16 protein-coding genes and 2 pseudogenes are annotated in these 17,458 nt (G+C 50.4%); 15 read left to right on the top strand and 3 right to left on the bottom strand.

Features of this window, described 5'->3' with window-relative positions; translation table 11 throughout:
* Position 1 precedes the first annotated feature (1 nt).
* The 15 genes and pseudogenes from P4S53_RS07685 to P4S53_RS07750 form a co-directional block, all read left to right on the top strand.
* The gene (locus P4S53_RS07685; protein ID WP_337112215.1) at positions 2-526 is read left to right on the top strand and encodes a hypothetical protein; all 525 of its coding nucleotides are present in this window, start codon (positions 2-4) and stop codon (positions 524-526) included.
* Complete coding sequence (locus P4S53_RS07690) at positions 527-811, top strand: hypothetical protein (protein WP_303563063.1); 285 nt, start codon at positions 527-529, stop codon at positions 809-811.
* Positions 808-1,080: a putative phage tail assembly chaperone gene (locus P4S53_RS07695; protein ID WP_337112216.1), complete on the top strand. Its 273-nt coding sequence runs from the start codon at positions 808-810 to the stop codon at positions 1,078-1,080. Before P4S53_RS07690 ends, P4S53_RS07695 begins: the two co-directional genes overlap by 4 nt.
* 59 nt (positions 1,081-1,139) lie before the next feature.
* Positions 1,140-1,265 carry a DUF6890 family protein gene (locus P4S53_RS22625; RefSeq protein WP_420029159.1) on the top strand — a complete coding sequence of 42 codons (126 nt, stop codon included), beginning with the start codon at positions 1,140-1,142 and terminating at the stop codon, positions 1,263-1,265.
* The gene (locus tag P4S53_RS07700) at positions 1,262-3,130 is read left to right on the top strand and encodes a phage tail tape measure protein (protein WP_337112218.1); all 1,869 of its coding nucleotides are present in this window, start codon (positions 1,262-1,264) and stop codon (positions 3,128-3,130) included. Before P4S53_RS22625 ends, P4S53_RS07700 begins: the two co-directional genes overlap by 4 nt.
* On the top strand, positions 3,120-3,458 hold the full coding sequence (locus tag P4S53_RS07705; RefSeq protein WP_337112220.1) for a DUF2590 family protein: 339 nt from the start codon (positions 3,120-3,122) through the stop codon (positions 3,456-3,458). Before P4S53_RS07700 ends, P4S53_RS07705 begins: the two co-directional genes overlap by 11 nt.
* The gene (locus tag P4S53_RS07710) at positions 3,455-4,660 is read left to right on the top strand and encodes a baseplate J/gp47 family protein (RefSeq protein ID WP_337112221.1); all 1,206 of its coding nucleotides are present in this window, start codon (positions 3,455-3,457) and stop codon (positions 4,658-4,660) included. The genes P4S53_RS07705 and P4S53_RS07710 overlap by 4 nt, the downstream gene beginning before the upstream one ends.
* Positions 4,657-5,292 (top strand): phage tail protein, encoded by a 636-nt coding sequence (locus P4S53_RS07715; RefSeq protein WP_337112222.1) that lies wholly within the window; start codon positions 4,657-4,659, stop codon positions 5,290-5,292. The genes P4S53_RS07710 and P4S53_RS07715 overlap by 4 nt, the downstream gene beginning before the upstream one ends.
* Positions 5,289-7,265: a phage tail-collar fiber domain-containing protein gene (locus P4S53_RS07720; RefSeq protein ID WP_337112224.1), complete on the top strand. Its 1,977-nt coding sequence runs from the start codon at positions 5,289-5,291 to the stop codon at positions 7,263-7,265. The genes P4S53_RS07715 and P4S53_RS07720 overlap by 4 nt, the downstream gene beginning before the upstream one ends.
* The gene (locus P4S53_RS07725) at positions 7,262-7,840 is read left to right on the top strand and encodes a hypothetical protein (protein ID WP_337112226.1); all 579 of its coding nucleotides are present in this window, start codon (positions 7,262-7,264) and stop codon (positions 7,838-7,840) included. The genes P4S53_RS07720 and P4S53_RS07725 overlap by 4 nt, the downstream gene beginning before the upstream one ends.
* Positions 7,841-7,846: 6 nt before the next feature.
* Positions 7,847-8,737: a hypothetical protein gene (locus tag P4S53_RS07730; RefSeq protein WP_337112227.1), complete on the top strand. Its 891-nt coding sequence runs from the start codon at positions 7,847-7,849 to the stop codon at positions 8,735-8,737.
* On the top strand, positions 8,731-9,216 hold the full coding sequence (locus P4S53_RS07735; protein ID WP_337112228.1) for a baseplate complex protein: 486 nt from the start codon (positions 8,731-8,733) through the stop codon (positions 9,214-9,216). The genes P4S53_RS07730 and P4S53_RS07735 overlap by 7 nt, the downstream gene beginning before the upstream one ends.
* Positions 9,213-10,832 carry a hypothetical protein gene (locus P4S53_RS07740; protein WP_337112229.1) on the top strand — a complete coding sequence of 540 codons (1,620 nt, stop codon included), beginning with the start codon at positions 9,213-9,215 and terminating at the stop codon, positions 10,830-10,832. The genes P4S53_RS07735 and P4S53_RS07740 overlap by 4 nt, the downstream gene beginning before the upstream one ends.
* Before the next feature lie 2 nt (positions 10,833-10,834).
* Entirely contained in the window at positions 10,835-11,008 is a 174-nt protein-coding gene (locus P4S53_RS07745) for a hypothetical protein (protein WP_337112230.1), read from the top strand.
* Positions 11,009-12,046: 1,038 nt separating this feature from the next.
* A pseudogene (locus P4S53_RS07750) lies at positions 12,047-12,444 on the top strand (site-specific integrase); the annotation flags it as partial.
* A gap of 25 nt (positions 12,445-12,469) precedes the next feature.
* On the opposite strand, the pseudogene P4S53_RS07755 reads toward P4S53_RS07750, so the two are convergent.
* From P4S53_RS07755 to P4S53_RS07770, 3 genes and pseudogenes are all read right to left on the bottom strand, one after another.
* Positions 12,470-13,683, bottom strand: a pseudogene (locus P4S53_RS07755) (IS256 family transposase).
* 353 nt (positions 13,684-14,036) lie between these two features.
* On the bottom strand, positions 14,037-15,824 hold the full coding sequence (locus tag P4S53_RS07760) for a DUF3289 family protein (protein ID WP_337112231.1): 1,788 nt from the start codon (positions 15,822-15,824) through the stop codon (positions 14,037-14,039).
* A 524-nt stretch (positions 15,825-16,348) separates the two neighbouring features.
* A protein-coding gene (locus P4S53_RS07770; RefSeq protein WP_337112232.1) for an IS3 family transposase occupies positions 16,349-17,457 on the bottom strand; the annotation gives its coding sequence in 2 pieces (ribosomal slippage) (positions 16,349-17,205 and positions 17,205-17,457; 1,110 coding nt in all).
* Between the last annotated feature and the right edge of the window lies 1 nt (position 17,458).

A 17,458-nucleotide genomic window follows, 5' to 3' on the forward strand; every position in this document is an offset into this window, starting at 1 on the left:
GATGTGGGACAAAGTAAAACAGCTGATCGGTACCGCTGCGCCCATGGTTGGCACTTTAATTGGTGGCCCTGCTGGCGGTGCAGTCGGCGGACTGGTTGCCAGTGCGCTGGGTGTTGATAACACCCCGGAAGCCATCGAACATGCCATGAAAAATGACCCCGATGCCTTCCTCAAACTCAAGCAACTTGAGCTGGAACACGCGCAGGAGCTGAAACGCTTGTCGCTGGAAGAAGGGCGGCTGGCGATGGAATCGGCCCGGATTGCAATGGCAGATACCCAGCACGCCCGCGAGCAGCATAAAGACCACTGGATGCCGAGCGCTCTGGCAATTGCCATGGTTGGCATGGTGGCCCTGATGTTTACCGCCCTGTTGTTCGGCCCGCCGATGCCGGAACGTTATGACAGCGTGCTGATGATCATTGTGGGTTCTGTGCTGACTGCATTTTCAACAGGCATTGCCTACTGGCTGGGGAGCAGCAAAGGCAGCGCTGATAAAACCAAACACCTGAAAATCTCTGGGGGCTAGATGGAACCAGCTTGGGTATCGGCAGGTGTGGCTTTGCTGGCCGTGGTGTTCAGCCTGATTGCCTTGATATTCGGACGAACAGATAAAGGCCAGGCGACCGCTCGCGACCATGACCGCCGTATCCATGCTAACGAGCTGGCAACCGAGCGGCTGCGCGGTGACGTCGCGGAGAAGTACGCCACCAAACATGAACTGCGCGAAGCCGTGGACGACCTGAAATTATCAATCAACGGACGGTTTGACCGTCTGGAATCGAAATTAGACAAAGAGCGAGAAACCGCATGAGCAAATCTATGAAACCTGTCGTCGTGACCATTGGTGACACTGACTTTGAATTCAACCCAACCGTGACTGACGCCAACAACTACAGCAACAGTGTCACCCTGGATAAAAAAGTCGAACCGGCCCGCACCTATCTGGAACGCACCGTGAAGCCTGAGCAGAAAGCGGATCTGGTTGAGCTGATGAACACAGTGCCGGGCCTGACCATGGAAGTGTTCGGCACCGTGCATGAAGCCTCAAAAGGCGGCATCAAAATCACCCTAAAAAACTAACCGAGCGGGCGGAGCGCATCGACCAGAACGGTCTGGAACAGGCGCTTACCCTGCGGCGGTTGTACTTTCCCGGTGAAAGCGATGAGCCGCAGAACTTAGCCCGCGCCCTGTGGCTGGATAAGCACGAAAAAGAGCGCACTGAAATAGCCGTGATGGCTGCGATATCAAGGTTGTTTAGCCGATGAATGAAAAACTCCTGATGCAGATTGGTCTGATTGACCAAATCACCAAACCCTTACAGGGCATAACCAAACAGGTGCAATCCACGATGAATGCAGGCAAACAAGGCATGCAGGATATGGCTGTGGGTGGTGCAGGTTTGGTGGCATCAGGATTTGCCATTCAGGAAGCGCTAATGCCTGCCATTGAAATGGATCGGAAAATCGGGGAAGTGAAATCACTCGGAGTCACTGACGATGCCCTGAAGCAGTTAACGCAAACAGCGTTTGAGTTTTCATCCGAATATGGCAAGTCTGCCACGGACTTTGTCGCCGCTTCCTATGATATCCAGTCGGCGATTGCCGGGCTCGATGGCAATGAGTTGTCGCAGTTCACCAAAGCATCCGGCGTCTTGGCCGCGGCCACCAAAGCCGATACCTCAACCATCACCAGTTACATGGGCACCATGTACGGCATCTTCAAAAATCAGGCTGAAGAGATGGGGAAAGGGGAATGGGTGGAGCAGGTTGCAGGAATGACCGCCAGTGCGGTGCAGATGTTCAAAACCACGGGTAACGAGATGAGTGCAGCATTCACCAGTGTCGGTGCAAATGCGACATCTGCGGGCATTGCCATGTCGGAGCAGATGGCAATTCTCGGTACTTTGCAGGCCACCATGAGCGGTAGCGAAGCGGGTACCAAGTACAAGGCATTTCTGGCCGGGGTCGGGACTGCGCAGGATAAGCTTAATCTGAAGTTTACCGATGCCCAGGGCAACATGCTGCCGATGCTCGATATTCTCGACAAACTGAAAGGCAAGTTTGGCGACACCCTGGAAGTCACGGAATCCGATGCGCTGAAAAAAGCCTTTGGCTCAGAAGAGGCAGTGAGCTTAATCAAGCTGCTAATGGCAGATACCCAAGGGCTGGCAGGCAGCATTGAAGCACTGGGCCAGGTGAAAGGCATGACCAAGGCCGAGGAAATGGCCGGGGCCATGACAGACCAGTGGGAACGACTGGAAGCCAGCTGGTTTGCCGTACGTGCCGCGGTGTTTGGCGCCATTCTGCCTTCTATCAATGCGGTGGTGGGCAGCATGGCCGATGGCATGGTTTACCTGACGGGCTGGACAGCTGAATTCCCTTTCCTGACCGAAGTTCTGGGCTATGTGGCTATTGGGGCACTGGCATTGGGTGGCGTGGTGGCCTCGCTGTCCTTGGTGATGGGCATTGCCCGCATGATGTCAGCAGGCTGGGCAGTAACCACAGGCACGTTGAACGGGGTGCTGAAGTTGCTGCGTATCAATACGATGGCAATGACCGCGGCCACCTGGCTGATGAACGCGGCGCTGTGGGCCAACCCAATCACCTGGGTGATTGCCGGGATTGTCGCTTTAGTCGCGGCAGTGGGCGCCATGATTTATTGGTGGGACGACCTGAAAGCCGCGTTTGGTGATACCGCCGTGTTCAAGTTCCTGTCTGACACCATCGACTGGGTGATCGACAAACTGAATATGATCCCCGGTATCGATATTGAATGGCGTGCCGGAGAGATGCCTGAAGCCCCTGCCATGAAAGCGGTAGAGCAGGTTGAAAAAGCGACCCCGCCTGCTATTGCAACCCTGCCAGATGCGGCAACCTATCAGGTGCAGCACCCGGCGATGACGGCAGCCCCATTACCAGGGCAGGTATCTGCTGACGATATGCCGACAGCCATTCAGTACAAGCGCCCGGAAAACACGCCGTCAGTACCTCCAAGCATGGTTCAGAGCATGACCAGCCCGACACCGCCGCAGACCAGCAACATTCGTCAGTATGGCGATGTGTACATTGATGCGCCGAACGGAATGACTCCGGACCAATTAGCCGAATGGGATGAACTCAATGCCGGATAAACGTTATATCGATATTAAGGTGATCGACGGCGGCTGGCAGATGGATGCAGGCCAGCAGCCGGAAGCGACCAGCGATTTATACAGCATCGCCCAGGACATCAAGCACGCCATTATGGAAAAGGGGCTGGCCCGTGAACTGCAGGCTGAGCGCAACCCGGCATTGCGGGCCGATGTGCTGGTCCGCATCGAGCAAGAAGCTGAGCGCGATATTCGGGTGATCCCCGGCACGGCCACGGCCACTGAAGTCAGCTCGGACTACATCACCCTGAGTGCTGAGGCTTATGAGTATGGCCCCACCGGTGATATCACGATTGAGGTGATGGCATGAACCAGCGCCCTGATGTGGATTTTGTCAGCCTGATGGAAGATGAAGGCCTGCCCGTAACAGAAGCGGCCATCGAGGCCGAGCTGAAAACCTCCGTGGTTGCCGCGGGCAGCAAGGTGTCAAACGACTCAGACATGTCGCCGTTCTGGCGTTGGGTTCGGGCTGCGGTGGTGACGCCGGTTCACTGGCTGGTCAATGTGCTGCTGGCAACCCATGTGCTGCCCAATATGTTTGTGGCAACGGCGTCGCGCTGGGCGCTGGAGCTGAAAGCCTGGGAGCTGAACCTGACGCCGAAAGCCGCGGTGAAAGCGCAGGGAGAAATCACCCTGACCAAGGCTAACCCGAATGATGAGACCACGATAGCGCAAGGTGACGTGATTCAGACCGCGCCCATTGATGGCACCGTGTATCAGGTGAGGGTCACTGCGGAAACCGTGATCCCCGCAGGTACAGGCAGTGGTCGTGTGCCCGTTGAAGCCTCAGAGGCCGGAGCGGCGTTTAATCTGCCTGCCGGGTATTACAACCTGTTACCGCAAGAAATCCCCGGCATTGTCTCGGCTGAGAATGAGCCGGACTGGCTCACGCGTCTGGGCGCTAATGAAGAAACCGACGAAGAACTGGCCCTGCGTTGCCAGAACGCGTTTACCAGTTCTGGAAGCTGGCATATTGATGATGCGTACCGCTCCATCATTGCCAGCGTTGCAGGTATTCGCAGTGACAATATTTTCTTTGAAAACACCGGGCATATTCAGCCAGGGACGGCGACGGCTTTCATTCTGATGGATGTTGGCCCTACGCCCGCCGCAGTGATCAGCCAGCTCAATGAGCACATCATGAATCAGGGTTATCACGGGCATGGGGATGTATTGACCTGTCAGGCCATCCCGGATTTACCTGTGACCATGACCGTGCGGGCGGCACTGGTGAAGAACCTGACGCCCGAGCAGACTAGCGCCGCATTGGCTGAAGTGGAAAGCCGCATTCGTGCCTCCTTTCGGGAAACCGCAGCCCATGCTGAGATGAGCCGAGCCCGGCCACAAAGCCGGTTCAGTGTGTCGAAGATGGCCAGTGAAATTCACCAGGCCATGAGCACTGTTGAATCAGTGAAAATCTGGGTGAACGGTCTGGTTCAGGAGGACATTAGCGCGGCAATTGAACAGCCCCGTTTGGCATCGCTGTCTGTTGAAGCTGAGGGGGATTCGTGAAGCTGCCCAAAATAAAAATACCTTGGTGGCAGGACGGCAGCACCATTAGCGACGCCCTGCGAGAGCCCCATTACCTGACCCAGGGCGTGTACGCCTTCATGCAGAAAGTGCAGTTGTGGCTGCAGTGGCCGCTTGAACAGTTCGACCCGCTGACTTGCACTGAATCCCTGTTGAACCTGATGGCGTGGGATCGGGATATTCAGCGTTTTGATGGTGAGCCGCTGGTCCTGTACCGCAAGCGGGTGAAGTTCGCGGCTATCAATGCCAAAGACTCCGGCAGCGTAGCGGGATTCAAAGCGATATTTGAGCGGCTTGATATTGGCATCGTGGCTTTTAAAGAACGGGAAGACCCGGGCCAGTGGGACGTTATCACCATTGAAGTGCGTGACTCGGCGATGTCGCAGAACTCGCGGCTGATGCAAACCCTGATTGAGCAATACGGCCGGACCTGCCGCCGCTATCGGTTCGAGGTGAGTTATCCCGTAATCGTCAATCTCCATCACGGGGAATTCAGCCACAGCCACGCGCTGTACCGGGCCCGCGATGAATACACACAGAAGACGGCGGTGAACCCTAGCCAGGTGAATCACAGCCAAGACATCTTTGTTGCCAGCATAGGAAACAACCAATGAGTCAGACTGCAATACCGTTCGAATTTGAACGTTACCTGCAAAGCCAGATCAGTGCGGGCACCGGCCCGGACATGAACGAGATGATTTTTGCCTACATTCCGGGGCTGGATGCCAGCCAGCCGATTGACCGAAATCAGGGGCTGCCACCGTCCAATCAGTGGGTGCATCAGCAGGATATCGACCAGCTTGGCAAGATGGGTGACAACGCCCTGGCGTATTCGGTGGTAATCCCCGGCAGCCAACCTGCGTTTACCTTCAATGCGATTTTCCTGCGTGATAAAAATGTGGCGGGTTCGTGCGGTTTTGTGGTCCACAAGGCGCAGGAAACCAAAGAACTCGGCTCTGCGCTGACCCGTACCTTGGTGATGGAATACAACGGCGCCGCCGCACTGGCTGGCGTAACTGTTGATGCCGGTACCTGGCAGATTGACTTCTCAGCCCGCTTGTTGGGGATGGATGAAGACCACCGCTTAGCCTGCCTCGATAACTATGGTCAGGTCGGTTTCGTTAGCGGCTTTGATGTGGTTCAGCAGGCCGATCCGAACAAGTACAAAATCACATCCGGGGTTGCCTATGTCGGCGGCCTGCGTGCCGTGCTGGCCAATGACATTCTGCAGACCGTCTCAACCAAACCGAACGCACTCTGGCTGGATGTATACCGCCACGGCACGTCACTGTCGAAGTGGGAAAATCACGTCAACATCATCGCGTCAGGCTCGGCGAAATCTGATTACACCGACAGCCAGGGCCGTTTTCACTATGTTGCGAAGATTGCCGATATTGCTGCGGATGGCAGTGTGGTGGACAGGCGGCAGCGCGGTGGGATGCAGGAGCATTTGGAAGATGGGGATCCGCATCCGCAGTATCCATTGCGAGGGACAGTAACACCATTAGAACAATTTCAGTTCTGGTTTGATTATCAGTCAGCTCTGATTTTGTTGATCCCCTACGTGGATAATACAACACCGTCAGCAGGTGAGTCATACGTCTACGGGAAAATGCTCTTTCGTCGAGGTGGGCAAAGCGCATCGGACCGGGTTGAAACGCTAGATATCACTGTAAAATCGTCGTTTGATAGAACCAGCTACGCTATGAGTCGCCAGTTTAATGGTTGGGGTTGGCAGTTTTGTATTGTTGAATATCAAAGTCGGAAATGGTTGGCACTGAATAGCAGTGGCAATGTGCAAAATGGTGAAGTTTCGTTTATGGGAATGAGAGCCGTCGGAGCAGAGGGCTACGATGCCAGTGATCAATTTAAGGTCATGACATATGCCTCAACCAATGTGTCGATCCCGCCGACTCATCCCGAATTAGCTGACCTGATTACCGCAGTTCCTAACTATTATCCAGTAACGAATAATAACGGAAATCCATTTTATTCCCTCGATACCCCACCGTCCGTACCGGAGGTGCGGGGGTTAACAGAACTGATGATTGGTCAAGTTGTTGAGTTTTCAACAGATGTTCCCCGGCCAGGATATGTTAAGGCTCACCGGCTCGAGCTATCTCGAGCCGATTACTGGCAACTATGGAGCCATATTCAGGCTGCTGGGAATGTGACGACACAATCTATTATTGATGCCGCGCCAGATGATTATGCAGGTCATTACGGAACGGGTGATGGCGTATTAACATTTACAACCCCAGATTATCACAGAGGGCATTTTCGCCGCGGTGCGCAAGCTGGAGTAGAATTTGCTACCACTCAGAATGATGCAATCCGAAATATTACCGCGTCATTATCAAATGTATCTGTCGCATCAATATGGGAGACCAGTCGCATCGAAGGTGCGTTTGAGCCGGGCGAACTGAATGCAAGGTATGCAGACCTATCTGTGTCCGCTCAGTCAACTGAAAATTATTCAATGACTATCAAATTTGATGCATCCAGAGTTGTTCCAACTGCAGATGAAAACCGCCCTAAAACCATCAACACCTATATCTACATCTACCACGGAGCGGAAGCCGCATGATTGTTTACGCATATTCATCGGCTGATGGCCGATACATTCAGAAAACCAATGCACAACCTGATTTGTTGCATCCTGGTGAGTTTTTAATCCCCGGATATCACTCACCACAATCAATGCCCGAGTTTGAATTATCTGAAGGTGAGTACTTCGCTTACTTGGATGAAAACGGCACAGCGCCACGCAGGTATCAGGACGGTCATTGGACAGTCCAAAAAGAAAAGCAACCTACGACGGCCTGGCTAAAATTAGACTGCACCCAATCAAAGCAATTTGATGATGTCTCTGAAGTCACTAACGATTACACATCAGATAAACCCGCCACCCGATGGGACATCTGGACCGAGTCCGGCTGGCAAACTGACGAGCAGGCCAAGTTTGAATCGGAAGTTCAGGAAATCAACGGCATTCGCCGTCAGCAGTATGCCCAAATCGTTGATCCACTGATGAACGAAGCCCGGATGCAGCGCATGCTGGGTGATGATGTCGGTGCGGACAAAAACGAGCAACAGGCGCAGGAGTGGTACCTGAAAATTAAGCAAGACAACCCCTGGCCGCCTGCGCCCGTTGCCGAGTAACCGCTCATGGCTTGGCAACAATCATCACTTACCTGGCCGCAATCTGCGGCCAGTATTCAAACTCAGGCTGAATCGGTCACTGCTCAGGTTGGCAATGCTGCCGCTCAAGCAATGGAACAGCTCAATGCCGTTGCCGGAAAAGTCACTTTTCAGCGTCACCCGCTGGGTGCGGAAGCTGAGGCGTTACTCAGCTTGCGTGCTGAGCTGGACGCACTGCAGCAAACAGGCACGGTGCTGACGGTTTCGCCATACATGCATCAAGTCGGCAGTGAACTGCAGTCCGGCCGTTACCTGAATCCACAGCAGGCGGTAAGCCATCTGGCAGGCAAATTGCGGGATCAGGTCGATGTCCATCGGCCAACCGGGGCATTGTATGGCCTCGCCATCATGCTCACCGCCAGCCAGTTATCAGAATTCGCGCAACGTTTGACCGAGCTTACCAGTGTCTTCAATTTACCTGACTGGTGTCAGGTGGCCCGGTTCACGACCGCGCTGACTACCAATGAGCAAACCAGGCTGCATCAACCTGCGGCCATTGTTCAGCCCAGATTTAAGCCAACTGCAGGCCTGAATACTCAGCCATTGCGGGCAGCGTCGTCTGCCATGGGGGCTCAGTTGGCAACACTGGCATCATTGGCTGACGATAAGATGACGGTGATCGGCAAACTCGCCACATTAGCCACGAAACGCGCACAGCGCCTGGCATTTGCCAGTGACCATTTAAACGCCCTGAAATCATTACAAGGCAGCGTCTGGAGCATGCCACTTTCCGGCAACCCGCATTCCATGGCAACCACACTAGCTGCCGCTGCAGTGCCCGGCAATCATCCGTACACCATTGCCAGCCTGATGCTCAGTAACGAGCCGCTGACGTTTTTTGAGGAACTATTATGCTGAGTCTCGATGGTGTGGTGATCCGCATGCATGAAATGCGGGTTGAAATGCAAATGGAGCTGAAAGACAAGGATATGAGCGGGCAAAGCTCAGCGACCGACACCGCAGAGCAGGGAGACAAGGGCAAGCAGCTCACCTTTACCGGGTTGGTCCCTTTCAAAGACGCCCTGACCTTAACCCAGATTTACCAGTTTGCCGGAAACAAAAATGGCAACGGCCAGCGTCATATCTACCGGATAGGTAATGATATCGCCCGTGCGTTGAAAATCCGCCAGGTCAAATTTTCTGGCCGAATCAATGCCCGTGAACATGAATCACAAATGGCGTGGATTGTCAGTTTCAGCCTGCGGGAGCATCACTCAGTGGCCGAACAACGGGAGCAACGTGAAAAGCAGAAGTCAGGCAGCAAACCGCAAGCCCCGAAAACGGACCAGACTCAATTTCAGCAGGCGCTGGCACAATCTGAGGAGGTGAACCAGTGAAGCTGCAAACACGGCTATTCGTCAATCAGCAGGAAGTGAAACTGGCCGATCATAAAGTCAGCCTCAAACTGTCACTGGGTGGACGGGCAATTTTTGTATTCAGCGCAGAACAATCGCCTGAAATGCATCAACCCGTTGCCTTTGATGTCGGCTATAACGGCAAGTTGCACCGTTGGTTTGATGGCTATATCGAGAAGGTGCAACCGTCTGAAAACGGCCATCACAAAATCATGGTCAAGGAAAACGCCGGGATTTTAAGTCAGCGCTGGGCGGTAAGTCTGGAGCATCCAAGCTTACGCGACGTCATTGAAAAGCTCACGCAACTGACCGGGCTGATTTTTTCTTTGCCTGAGGACGTGGATTACACCGACCGCAAAATCCCCAATTTCGTCAGTCAGGGCGACGGCTATCAGTTAATGGCATCCCTGGGGCGAGCATTCGAGGTACCTGATTTTGTCTGGTACCAGCAAACCGATGGCAGCGTGTATGTGGGGAACTGGGCAAATTGCCATTTTGGTCAGCGGGCATTCTCGGTACCGCCGGAGCTGTCACAGCGGCAGATGGCCGACAGCATGACGTTTGCACCGTTTCCTGTGTTCCGTCCAGGCGCCAGGGTGAACGGTAAGCGCATCACCAGACTGGAACTGCACGGCGATGAAATGACCGCCTACTGGCAAGCCACGGAAACCCCGGTTTCGCCGAAAAAACGCGAGACCCTGAACCAGTTCCCGGAACTGGCGGCAGGTTACCATTTGCCTATCTTTGGTCGGGTTGAGGCGGTGCGCGACAGTAGCCAGTCCGGACAGCCAGCAGATCCATTCCGGCCCCGCTATGCGGTCGACGTGCAGCTGCTCAATGAAAACATGCAGCCTGACAGCAGTGTCCCAGTTTATCGCTCAGTCCCGCTGCCGGTGCACATGAGCGGCCACGAATCCGGGTTGATGGCGTATCCGCTGGAAGGCACGGTTGTTGAAATTGCTTTCGCCTATGGCCGTAATGATCGGCCTATCATCCGCGGCATTTATGGCCGGGATTACGCATTGCCAAAGATCGAGCCAGGCGAACAGCTACAACAGCAACGGGAAGGCGTGAGCCGTCGCATTGATGCTGCAGGTAATATCACCGATAGGACTGACCAGCAGTACAACCGCAATGCATTCAAACTCAATGACCAGGCAGAAAACTTTGAGGGACAGTTCGGCCAGCATCACCTGACCATCGATGAGCACAGCACTGAAGCAATTACAGGCAAAAAACTGATTGAAGCCCTGGGTACCATTAACCTGCTGGCCGGGGATGACCTGGTGCTCGGCAGTTTGGGGAATATGCAAGTTGCTATCGCCGGCGATCTGGTCCAGGTCATCGGCCAGCTGCGTGACGTGGTCATTGCGCTGGATGACAAACTGACGGTGATGAAAGACCGCATCCATACCATTGAAGGCAATGACCAACTGACCATCAGCAAAGACCTCATCATCAAGGCAAAAAATATCATCGAGGATGCTGACACCATCAAACTCAACGGTGGCAAAGGCGTCTGCACCGGTGCCACCATCTGCCCGTTCACAGGCAAGCCGCATGTGGATGTATCGACCACCGTTTTTGCAGGGAAGTAACCATGGCACTGAATAAGGAATCATTGAAAGTAAGGCTCGAAACCGAGCTAAATGCTCAAGGCTTTGAGACCGGTGGTGAATTCGCCATGGCTGCCAAGATGGCGGAAGCCATCGCCAATGCTGTGGTGGATGAAATCACCCAGAACGCGGAAGTGGCCGGCACTAAGGTCAGCTGACAATACACCCGCATAGAAATAACCACTCGACGCACCCAACCGGGTGCGTTCTCTTTTGCCTGGTGTACGCCGCGACACTTACACCCAGAGGATCACGTAAAGGAACAAACGGGTCACGTAATCCGCGCTCCTCTACACCCGCCTGCGAGGTTTTTGCGGTAGCTTTTTTGCAGTTTTGGATTGCTTCAATTTTGATAATAGTTCCCCTGCCCTAACCTCACTCTAAAGCCCGCCAATACTGGGCCGCGGGAAAACTAAAAAAGATAAAAATACAAAATATAAACGCTCAACAGAATTTCAATAATTGAGAAAAATTTCAGCATATTGAAAAAAGAAAGATCCCTAAAGATCTCAAGGTAAATGCTTAAATTACTGAAAATTAAAGATTTAATAAGAATTACGTGATGATTGGTAAGATCAAGCTGCTTGCATAGAATGATCCAGTGTCTAACCGTGAAGCCAGTAAACACAAGGGATTCGAAGATATTTATACAGATTAGATAATTTCAAAAAATTCTCAAACAGATGTAATACGAGAACTAAAAACAGAGAGGAGAAACGTCAGTGAAGGAATCAAGGTTTACGTGAGTTTAATGAGAGATTTGAAGTGCTGGAAATTGTGCTGGGTTGCCTTTAGTACGCCTCAATCACCACGAACCCAGGTATCGCCTGAAAGTCCGTGCAATCCAACATCGGTGCAACCGAAAAGCGGCATGAAGGATGATCGCCAGCGAGGTTGTGATTTTCCTGAGTATTTTCAGTGTGTCGCGTCATTCTGAATTTCCTGTCACTTCAATTGAAATTGCCCGAATTCCGTTCACTGTACCCTCGCAGTCCCCCTTCCAGAGCAGGACCATCTCGCTTCATTCATCGTCGAAAACAACACCCGAGAGCGATAACAGGCGGTACAAAGCAACTGTGTTCGTTAAAAAGCAGGGGCGCATTATACATGCAGAATACAAAATGATCAGGAAAAAGGAACTCGCCCGTACCTAAGGCAGAGACAGGCTCAGCGAGACAGCATCTGAAGGGGGACTGAAAGATAAACCAGTATTCGATATCAAAGCCAATCCAGACATCTTTGAAGAAGCTGTTCCCGTTCTGATTGAAATGGGCTTAGTCGGTAAAAGCCAGAAACGTACACGCCGCCCAACGGATAACGAGCTAGAGCGATTGAAAGAAGGGTTAAAAGACCGCCAAGAATTCCGTAGTAACGGGCCTACTCGTATCCCATTCACTGACATTCTGGAATTCAGCATTCTCACCTGCATTTGCATTGGCAAAGTGTGCGGCCTGCGCTGGGAAGATCTGAACGAAGACCATAAACCGTTCTGGTCCGCGACAGGAAAGACCCACGCAAAAAAGAAGGCAACCACATCATTGTGCCTTTGCTCGGTGGCTCGATTGAAGAAGTGGCCCAGGTAACGGAAGAGGGTGTTCATAGTTCTGTGTCAGCATAAGTCACAGATCCACATATTGATCGACCCTGTTCGGGAAGTGGAGGCTCAACTGGGATAACGTCAGATTCCAGTTCTGCACCGGATGCGTCCACTTCTCGGAAGCCTTCAACATCCCCGCATAAAGTAGCTTTAGCAAGCTGGTTTCGTTAGCGAAGCCGCCTTTAGTTTTGGTGAGCTTGCGGAACTGACGGTGTACCGCCTCAACCGCATTAGTGGTGTAGATAGCCCGCCAGATCTGCTCAGGATACTTGAAGTATACCGACAGATTGTGCCACTTGCTGCACCAGGACTTAATGACCAACGGATACTGTTTGCCCCATTTTGTTTCCAGTTCATCCAGCGCCAGCTCAGCAGCATTCTGTGTGACGGCCTTGTAGACACACTTGAGATCCGCCCATGAAGGCCTTCTGGTTCTTGCTCGCAACGTACTTCATGGAGTTGTTGATCTGGTGAATAACGCAGATCTGCACTTCCGTCTTGGGGTAGATGGTTTCAATCGCTTCCGGGAAGCCTTTCAAGCCATCTACCGAGGCGATCAGGATGCCCTTGACGCCGCGGTTCTGCAGGTCGGTCAGCACGCTGAGCCAGTAATGTGCGCCTTAATTTTCAGACAGATACAGCCCCAGCAGCTCTTTTACCCTCAACGGTCAGACACAGAATCGTGTAGATGACTTTCGATATGAAGCGACCGTTCTCCTTGATTTTATAGTGAGTTGCATCCAGCCAGACAAAGGGATAGAGCGGCTCCGGCTCCAGATCCCGCTCCTGCCATGCCCTGAGTTCAGGTACCAAGCGGTCGGTGATGGTGTTGATAGTGCCGCTGGAGATACTCATGCCGTACAGATCTAAGATGTGTTCGCGGATGTTCTAATAGCTGTTGCCAAGTGCGAACAGAGAGAGGATCTTCCCCTCCATCTCGTCGGTCAGGCGGGTCTGATACTTCTTGACGGTCTGAGGTTCGAACGTGCCGTTTCGGTCTCTTGGCGTTTCAAGTTCAAACTCACCTGACGATGTTTTGACCGTCTTTTTAGAGGAGCCATTCTTGCGGTTGGCAGAAGTTTCATTCGTCAGGTGCTCGTCCAGCTCGGCTCCCAAAGCGGCTTCAGTGATCTGCTTGATCAGCGGCGTGAGCAGGCCATCCTTGCCATTGAGGTTTTGCCCGGACTGCAGCGCTTTGACGAATGCCTGGATATCAATTTCGTATTTATCAGCCATGATGTGCCTCTCCCTTTTTTAGGAAGTGTAGGAAAAGACACAAAACTTTGAACACTACCCTCCTTTGAGGCATTGTATGTGATGGAATAAGTTAACATTGAATACTATTCAATACATCAGTATATAGAAAGATGTAGCAATTATTCCCATACAGATTTGATGGAACATAAATTTTTTCCAGTCACGCTTGTACATAGTCCAAATGGTTTGAACAAGATAGAAAACAATTGTGAACGGTATAGTCAGACCAAGAAAATATCCTAGTATTAGCGGAAGGTTATAATAAGATATGCCAAACATATCAAGGATTATATTAATAAATATAAACAAATACCAAAATATTGAAAAATACATTAAAACTCACCTTCAATAATATAGTCAAAATTCATTTCTGTAATAAATGGCTTATAAGCGTATTTCTCGTATCTTTGTAAGAGAAACCAAGACCTAAATAGAGATAATAACTCAAAATTTTTCCCACCATTAACATCGGGTTTATCAAGCCCAAAATGGTCCTGTATCTTATATTCGATTATACCTCTAAACTGATTGCCATTAAACTCTAGCTCTTTAACTTTAACAATAACCGACCAAACATCATGAACTGCGATACCTGTGCCATTCCCCCAAGAACCATAGCCGGAAAACTTAGGTAAAATATCGTTTTCATTTAATTTTTGTGATATCACACTAAAAAAATCTTTTCCAATCAAACAGTTGTTTTCTTTTAAATAATTAGCAATGTATCTCGAGATGCTATTCGAAAAGTCATTAGTGGTATAATGCTCTTTCATTGCTTTACTCAGCAAAGGACTTGAATATTTTTCACCTGTGCTTTCTTGAAACCTATCAATCAACTCTCCTATAATTGAACCATACTCACCCCATGAGACATACCATACACCTGATCTCATATTATCAAAATGCTCATCCGCATCATAGTCCAACTCTGATTTATTGCGATTGAAAACTTCTATAACGCCCATTTTTAGAATATCCGAGGATGTTAAATCTCCACATTGTAGGTCATCTGCTGAGTAGTCATCCATTTTTCTCTTAGTTTGATATATTTTAATTGGATATCCTTCACTAGGAACCGGGTTCCATTTATCTTCATTTGTTTTATCTTCGGTGGGCCAGAACATCAGCCCAGCATTCACCTCTAAAACTGATTTAGTGATAAATTTGGGCATTGTTAAATACAAAGGTTCAATTTTACTTTCAGCTGGAAAAGAAATTATTACTTCCTCAACGAGGTTATTTTCCAGGGATATGTCTGAAAAATCTCCACTATCTTCTGGTTGAACATCCACATTGTCCAACCTCATACGACCTATCGGTGATGATTTAGTGTTAATTGGGCTATCGCCATTTCTATCCCATTTCAAACAAAGCCCATTTGGTAAAATAGCTTGATATTGCTCTGTATCAACTTCAATTTTCTCTGCCATTACAACTGGGACATTATGATTGCAATGCTGAAAGGGAATGAGGCACTCTCTCCCTTCTTTATTTACTTTTACTCTAAATATTAAGTTTGTAGGCGCTTCCCGTACACTCGAAAGATCATTGTTGTTTAATAAGTGCTTTCCTCCCATTCCTATTGGTGAGAACACAACGCACCATGCTGGAAGTACAGGAGTTTCATCAAAGCTAAATGTCCATTCACCTAGCCGATTCAAATTAATTTCTATGCTTGCGGTCGAGCCAGAGGCCTTAAGAGAGTTTTGTGGTTTTAATGAGGAGAAATAGTTTTTGTTTTCTATTGGCTCACCTCCTATAAATAAAGAAAAATCTCCGAAGTGACTAATGGGTTTTATCGAGTTTTTATCTTTGGAATCAGAAGTGATTCCAGCAAAAACTTTATCCGACAATGGTCGTTGAGTTTTCATTAATGATTGAATAGGGTCGGGATCACCTTCAACGACGTTATTTGTAGTCACATTTCGTGAAATACTGATTGGAGGCGTTATTTTCCCATCTAGCAAATCGCCTTCATAAGCCATTGACCAAGTTGGGAAAAAACTATTCTCTCTGGCTTTATTATAATAAAGGTCTTCTTCAGGTGTAATTGGACTAAGCCTTTCAGGCGATTCATAGGCCATGGATGTCACTGGGAAAATACTTTTCTTATTACTCATGTCTGCTTAGTTACATAAAAACCACTAAGCTAGTGTAATATTTATCATTGATAAACAGTTATTTAGACTTAAATTCCTGTCGAAATGCATATTTTTCTTAATGTGAGACTCTGATTCAAATTATTAGGGCGTCGCTATCATGTTATTGGGTAAAATTAAAATGCTCTCTAACAATTTATTCAAGAGATTTTCCCCCATCTCCCGGCTACGCCAAATAAAACACCAGGTGCAAATCCCGATACGGCGAGATTTCCGGGACGTTATTCACCTCATCCATAATCAAGTCACAGACCGGAATCACCTCATCGCGGGCATACTCCCGGCTGGGTTTCTCAATATCGCCAAAATCCTGCCGCGCTGGCTCGTTCCGTGCTTCGGCGCGATCTGGAAACTGAACGGGTCAAACCAACACCGGATATGCTGCAATTAGTCGCGATGGCAAAAGCACAGAGCTTTCATTTGGTGAACGAAGACGAATTCATGTCTTTTCAGGACAGGCTGCAAATGCTCTGTCCACTTCCCCTTTAGCGAGACAATTCACAACTAGAGGTTTCCAGTTGCCTCCGGTATTCAGCCGGAGGAATATTGCCTAAGCTCTCGTGTGTTCGCTCTTCGTTGTAATCGCACATCCATACCCAAGCCATATCCCGAACCTGCTCAAGTGACTCGAACAAATAGGCATTCAAGAACTCGCGGCGAAATGACCCGTTGAAGCGTTCTACAAACCCATTTTGCTGAGGTTTTCCTGGCTGGATATAAACCAGCTCGATGTTATGAACCTCACACCAGTCGGTTAACTGGGACGATATCAGCTCTGGCCCATTATCCATTCGAAGCTGTTTTGGCAGACCTCGCTCCTGTTTCAAATGCTCTAAGGCGCGCACCACGCGTCCTGCGGGCAAACTCGTATCCACTTCTATCACCAGACATTCTCGGGTCGATTCATCAAGAATGTTCAGTGTCCGAAAACGCTTGCCACAATATAAGCTGTCATGCATAAAATCGAGTGCCCATTGATAGTTCGATTGATTCACCACATCTAATGGCGTAGCGATGCGAGCCGGTAATACGCGTTTTTGACACCTTTTTAGGTTTAATCCCATCCGGCAGTAAACTCGGTATACGCGCTTATGATTGAACCCTTTTCCCTTTCGTCGCATTCGCCTGAAGCATTTCCAGAATCCTGCATTGGGTGACTTCTCAAGCACCGCGTTCAGGGCATCGATGACATCGCTGTCGGCAATGCGCCAATCCTTGGGACTTCTGTAGTAGCTGGCCCGTCCCAAAAGCGTGAGTCGGCACGCACGGGTGACACTAAGACCTGCAGCCACCAACATACATGCACAATCGCGCCTGCTGCTGGCTACCAACCCTTTTTTTCGAACAGCTCCTTCATGGCCTGATTTTCTAAACTGACGTCTGCGAACATCTTTTTGAGCTTGGCATTTTCTGCTTCAAGCTCTTTGATGCGCTTGAGCTCAGAGGCGTCCAACCCGCCATATTTGGCTTTCCAGTTATAGTAGGTGGCGCTGCTAATCCCGTGCTGACGGCAAATATCATCGACCTTCAGGCCAGCATCCGCTTCTTTGAGAATCGCGACTATCTGTGTTTCAGTGAACCGTGACTTCTTCATG

This window comes from Photobacterium sp. Hal280 (genome assembly GCF_037162255.1).
Classification (GTDB): Bacteria; Pseudomonadota; Gammaproteobacteria; order Enterobacterales; family Vibrionaceae; genus Photobacterium.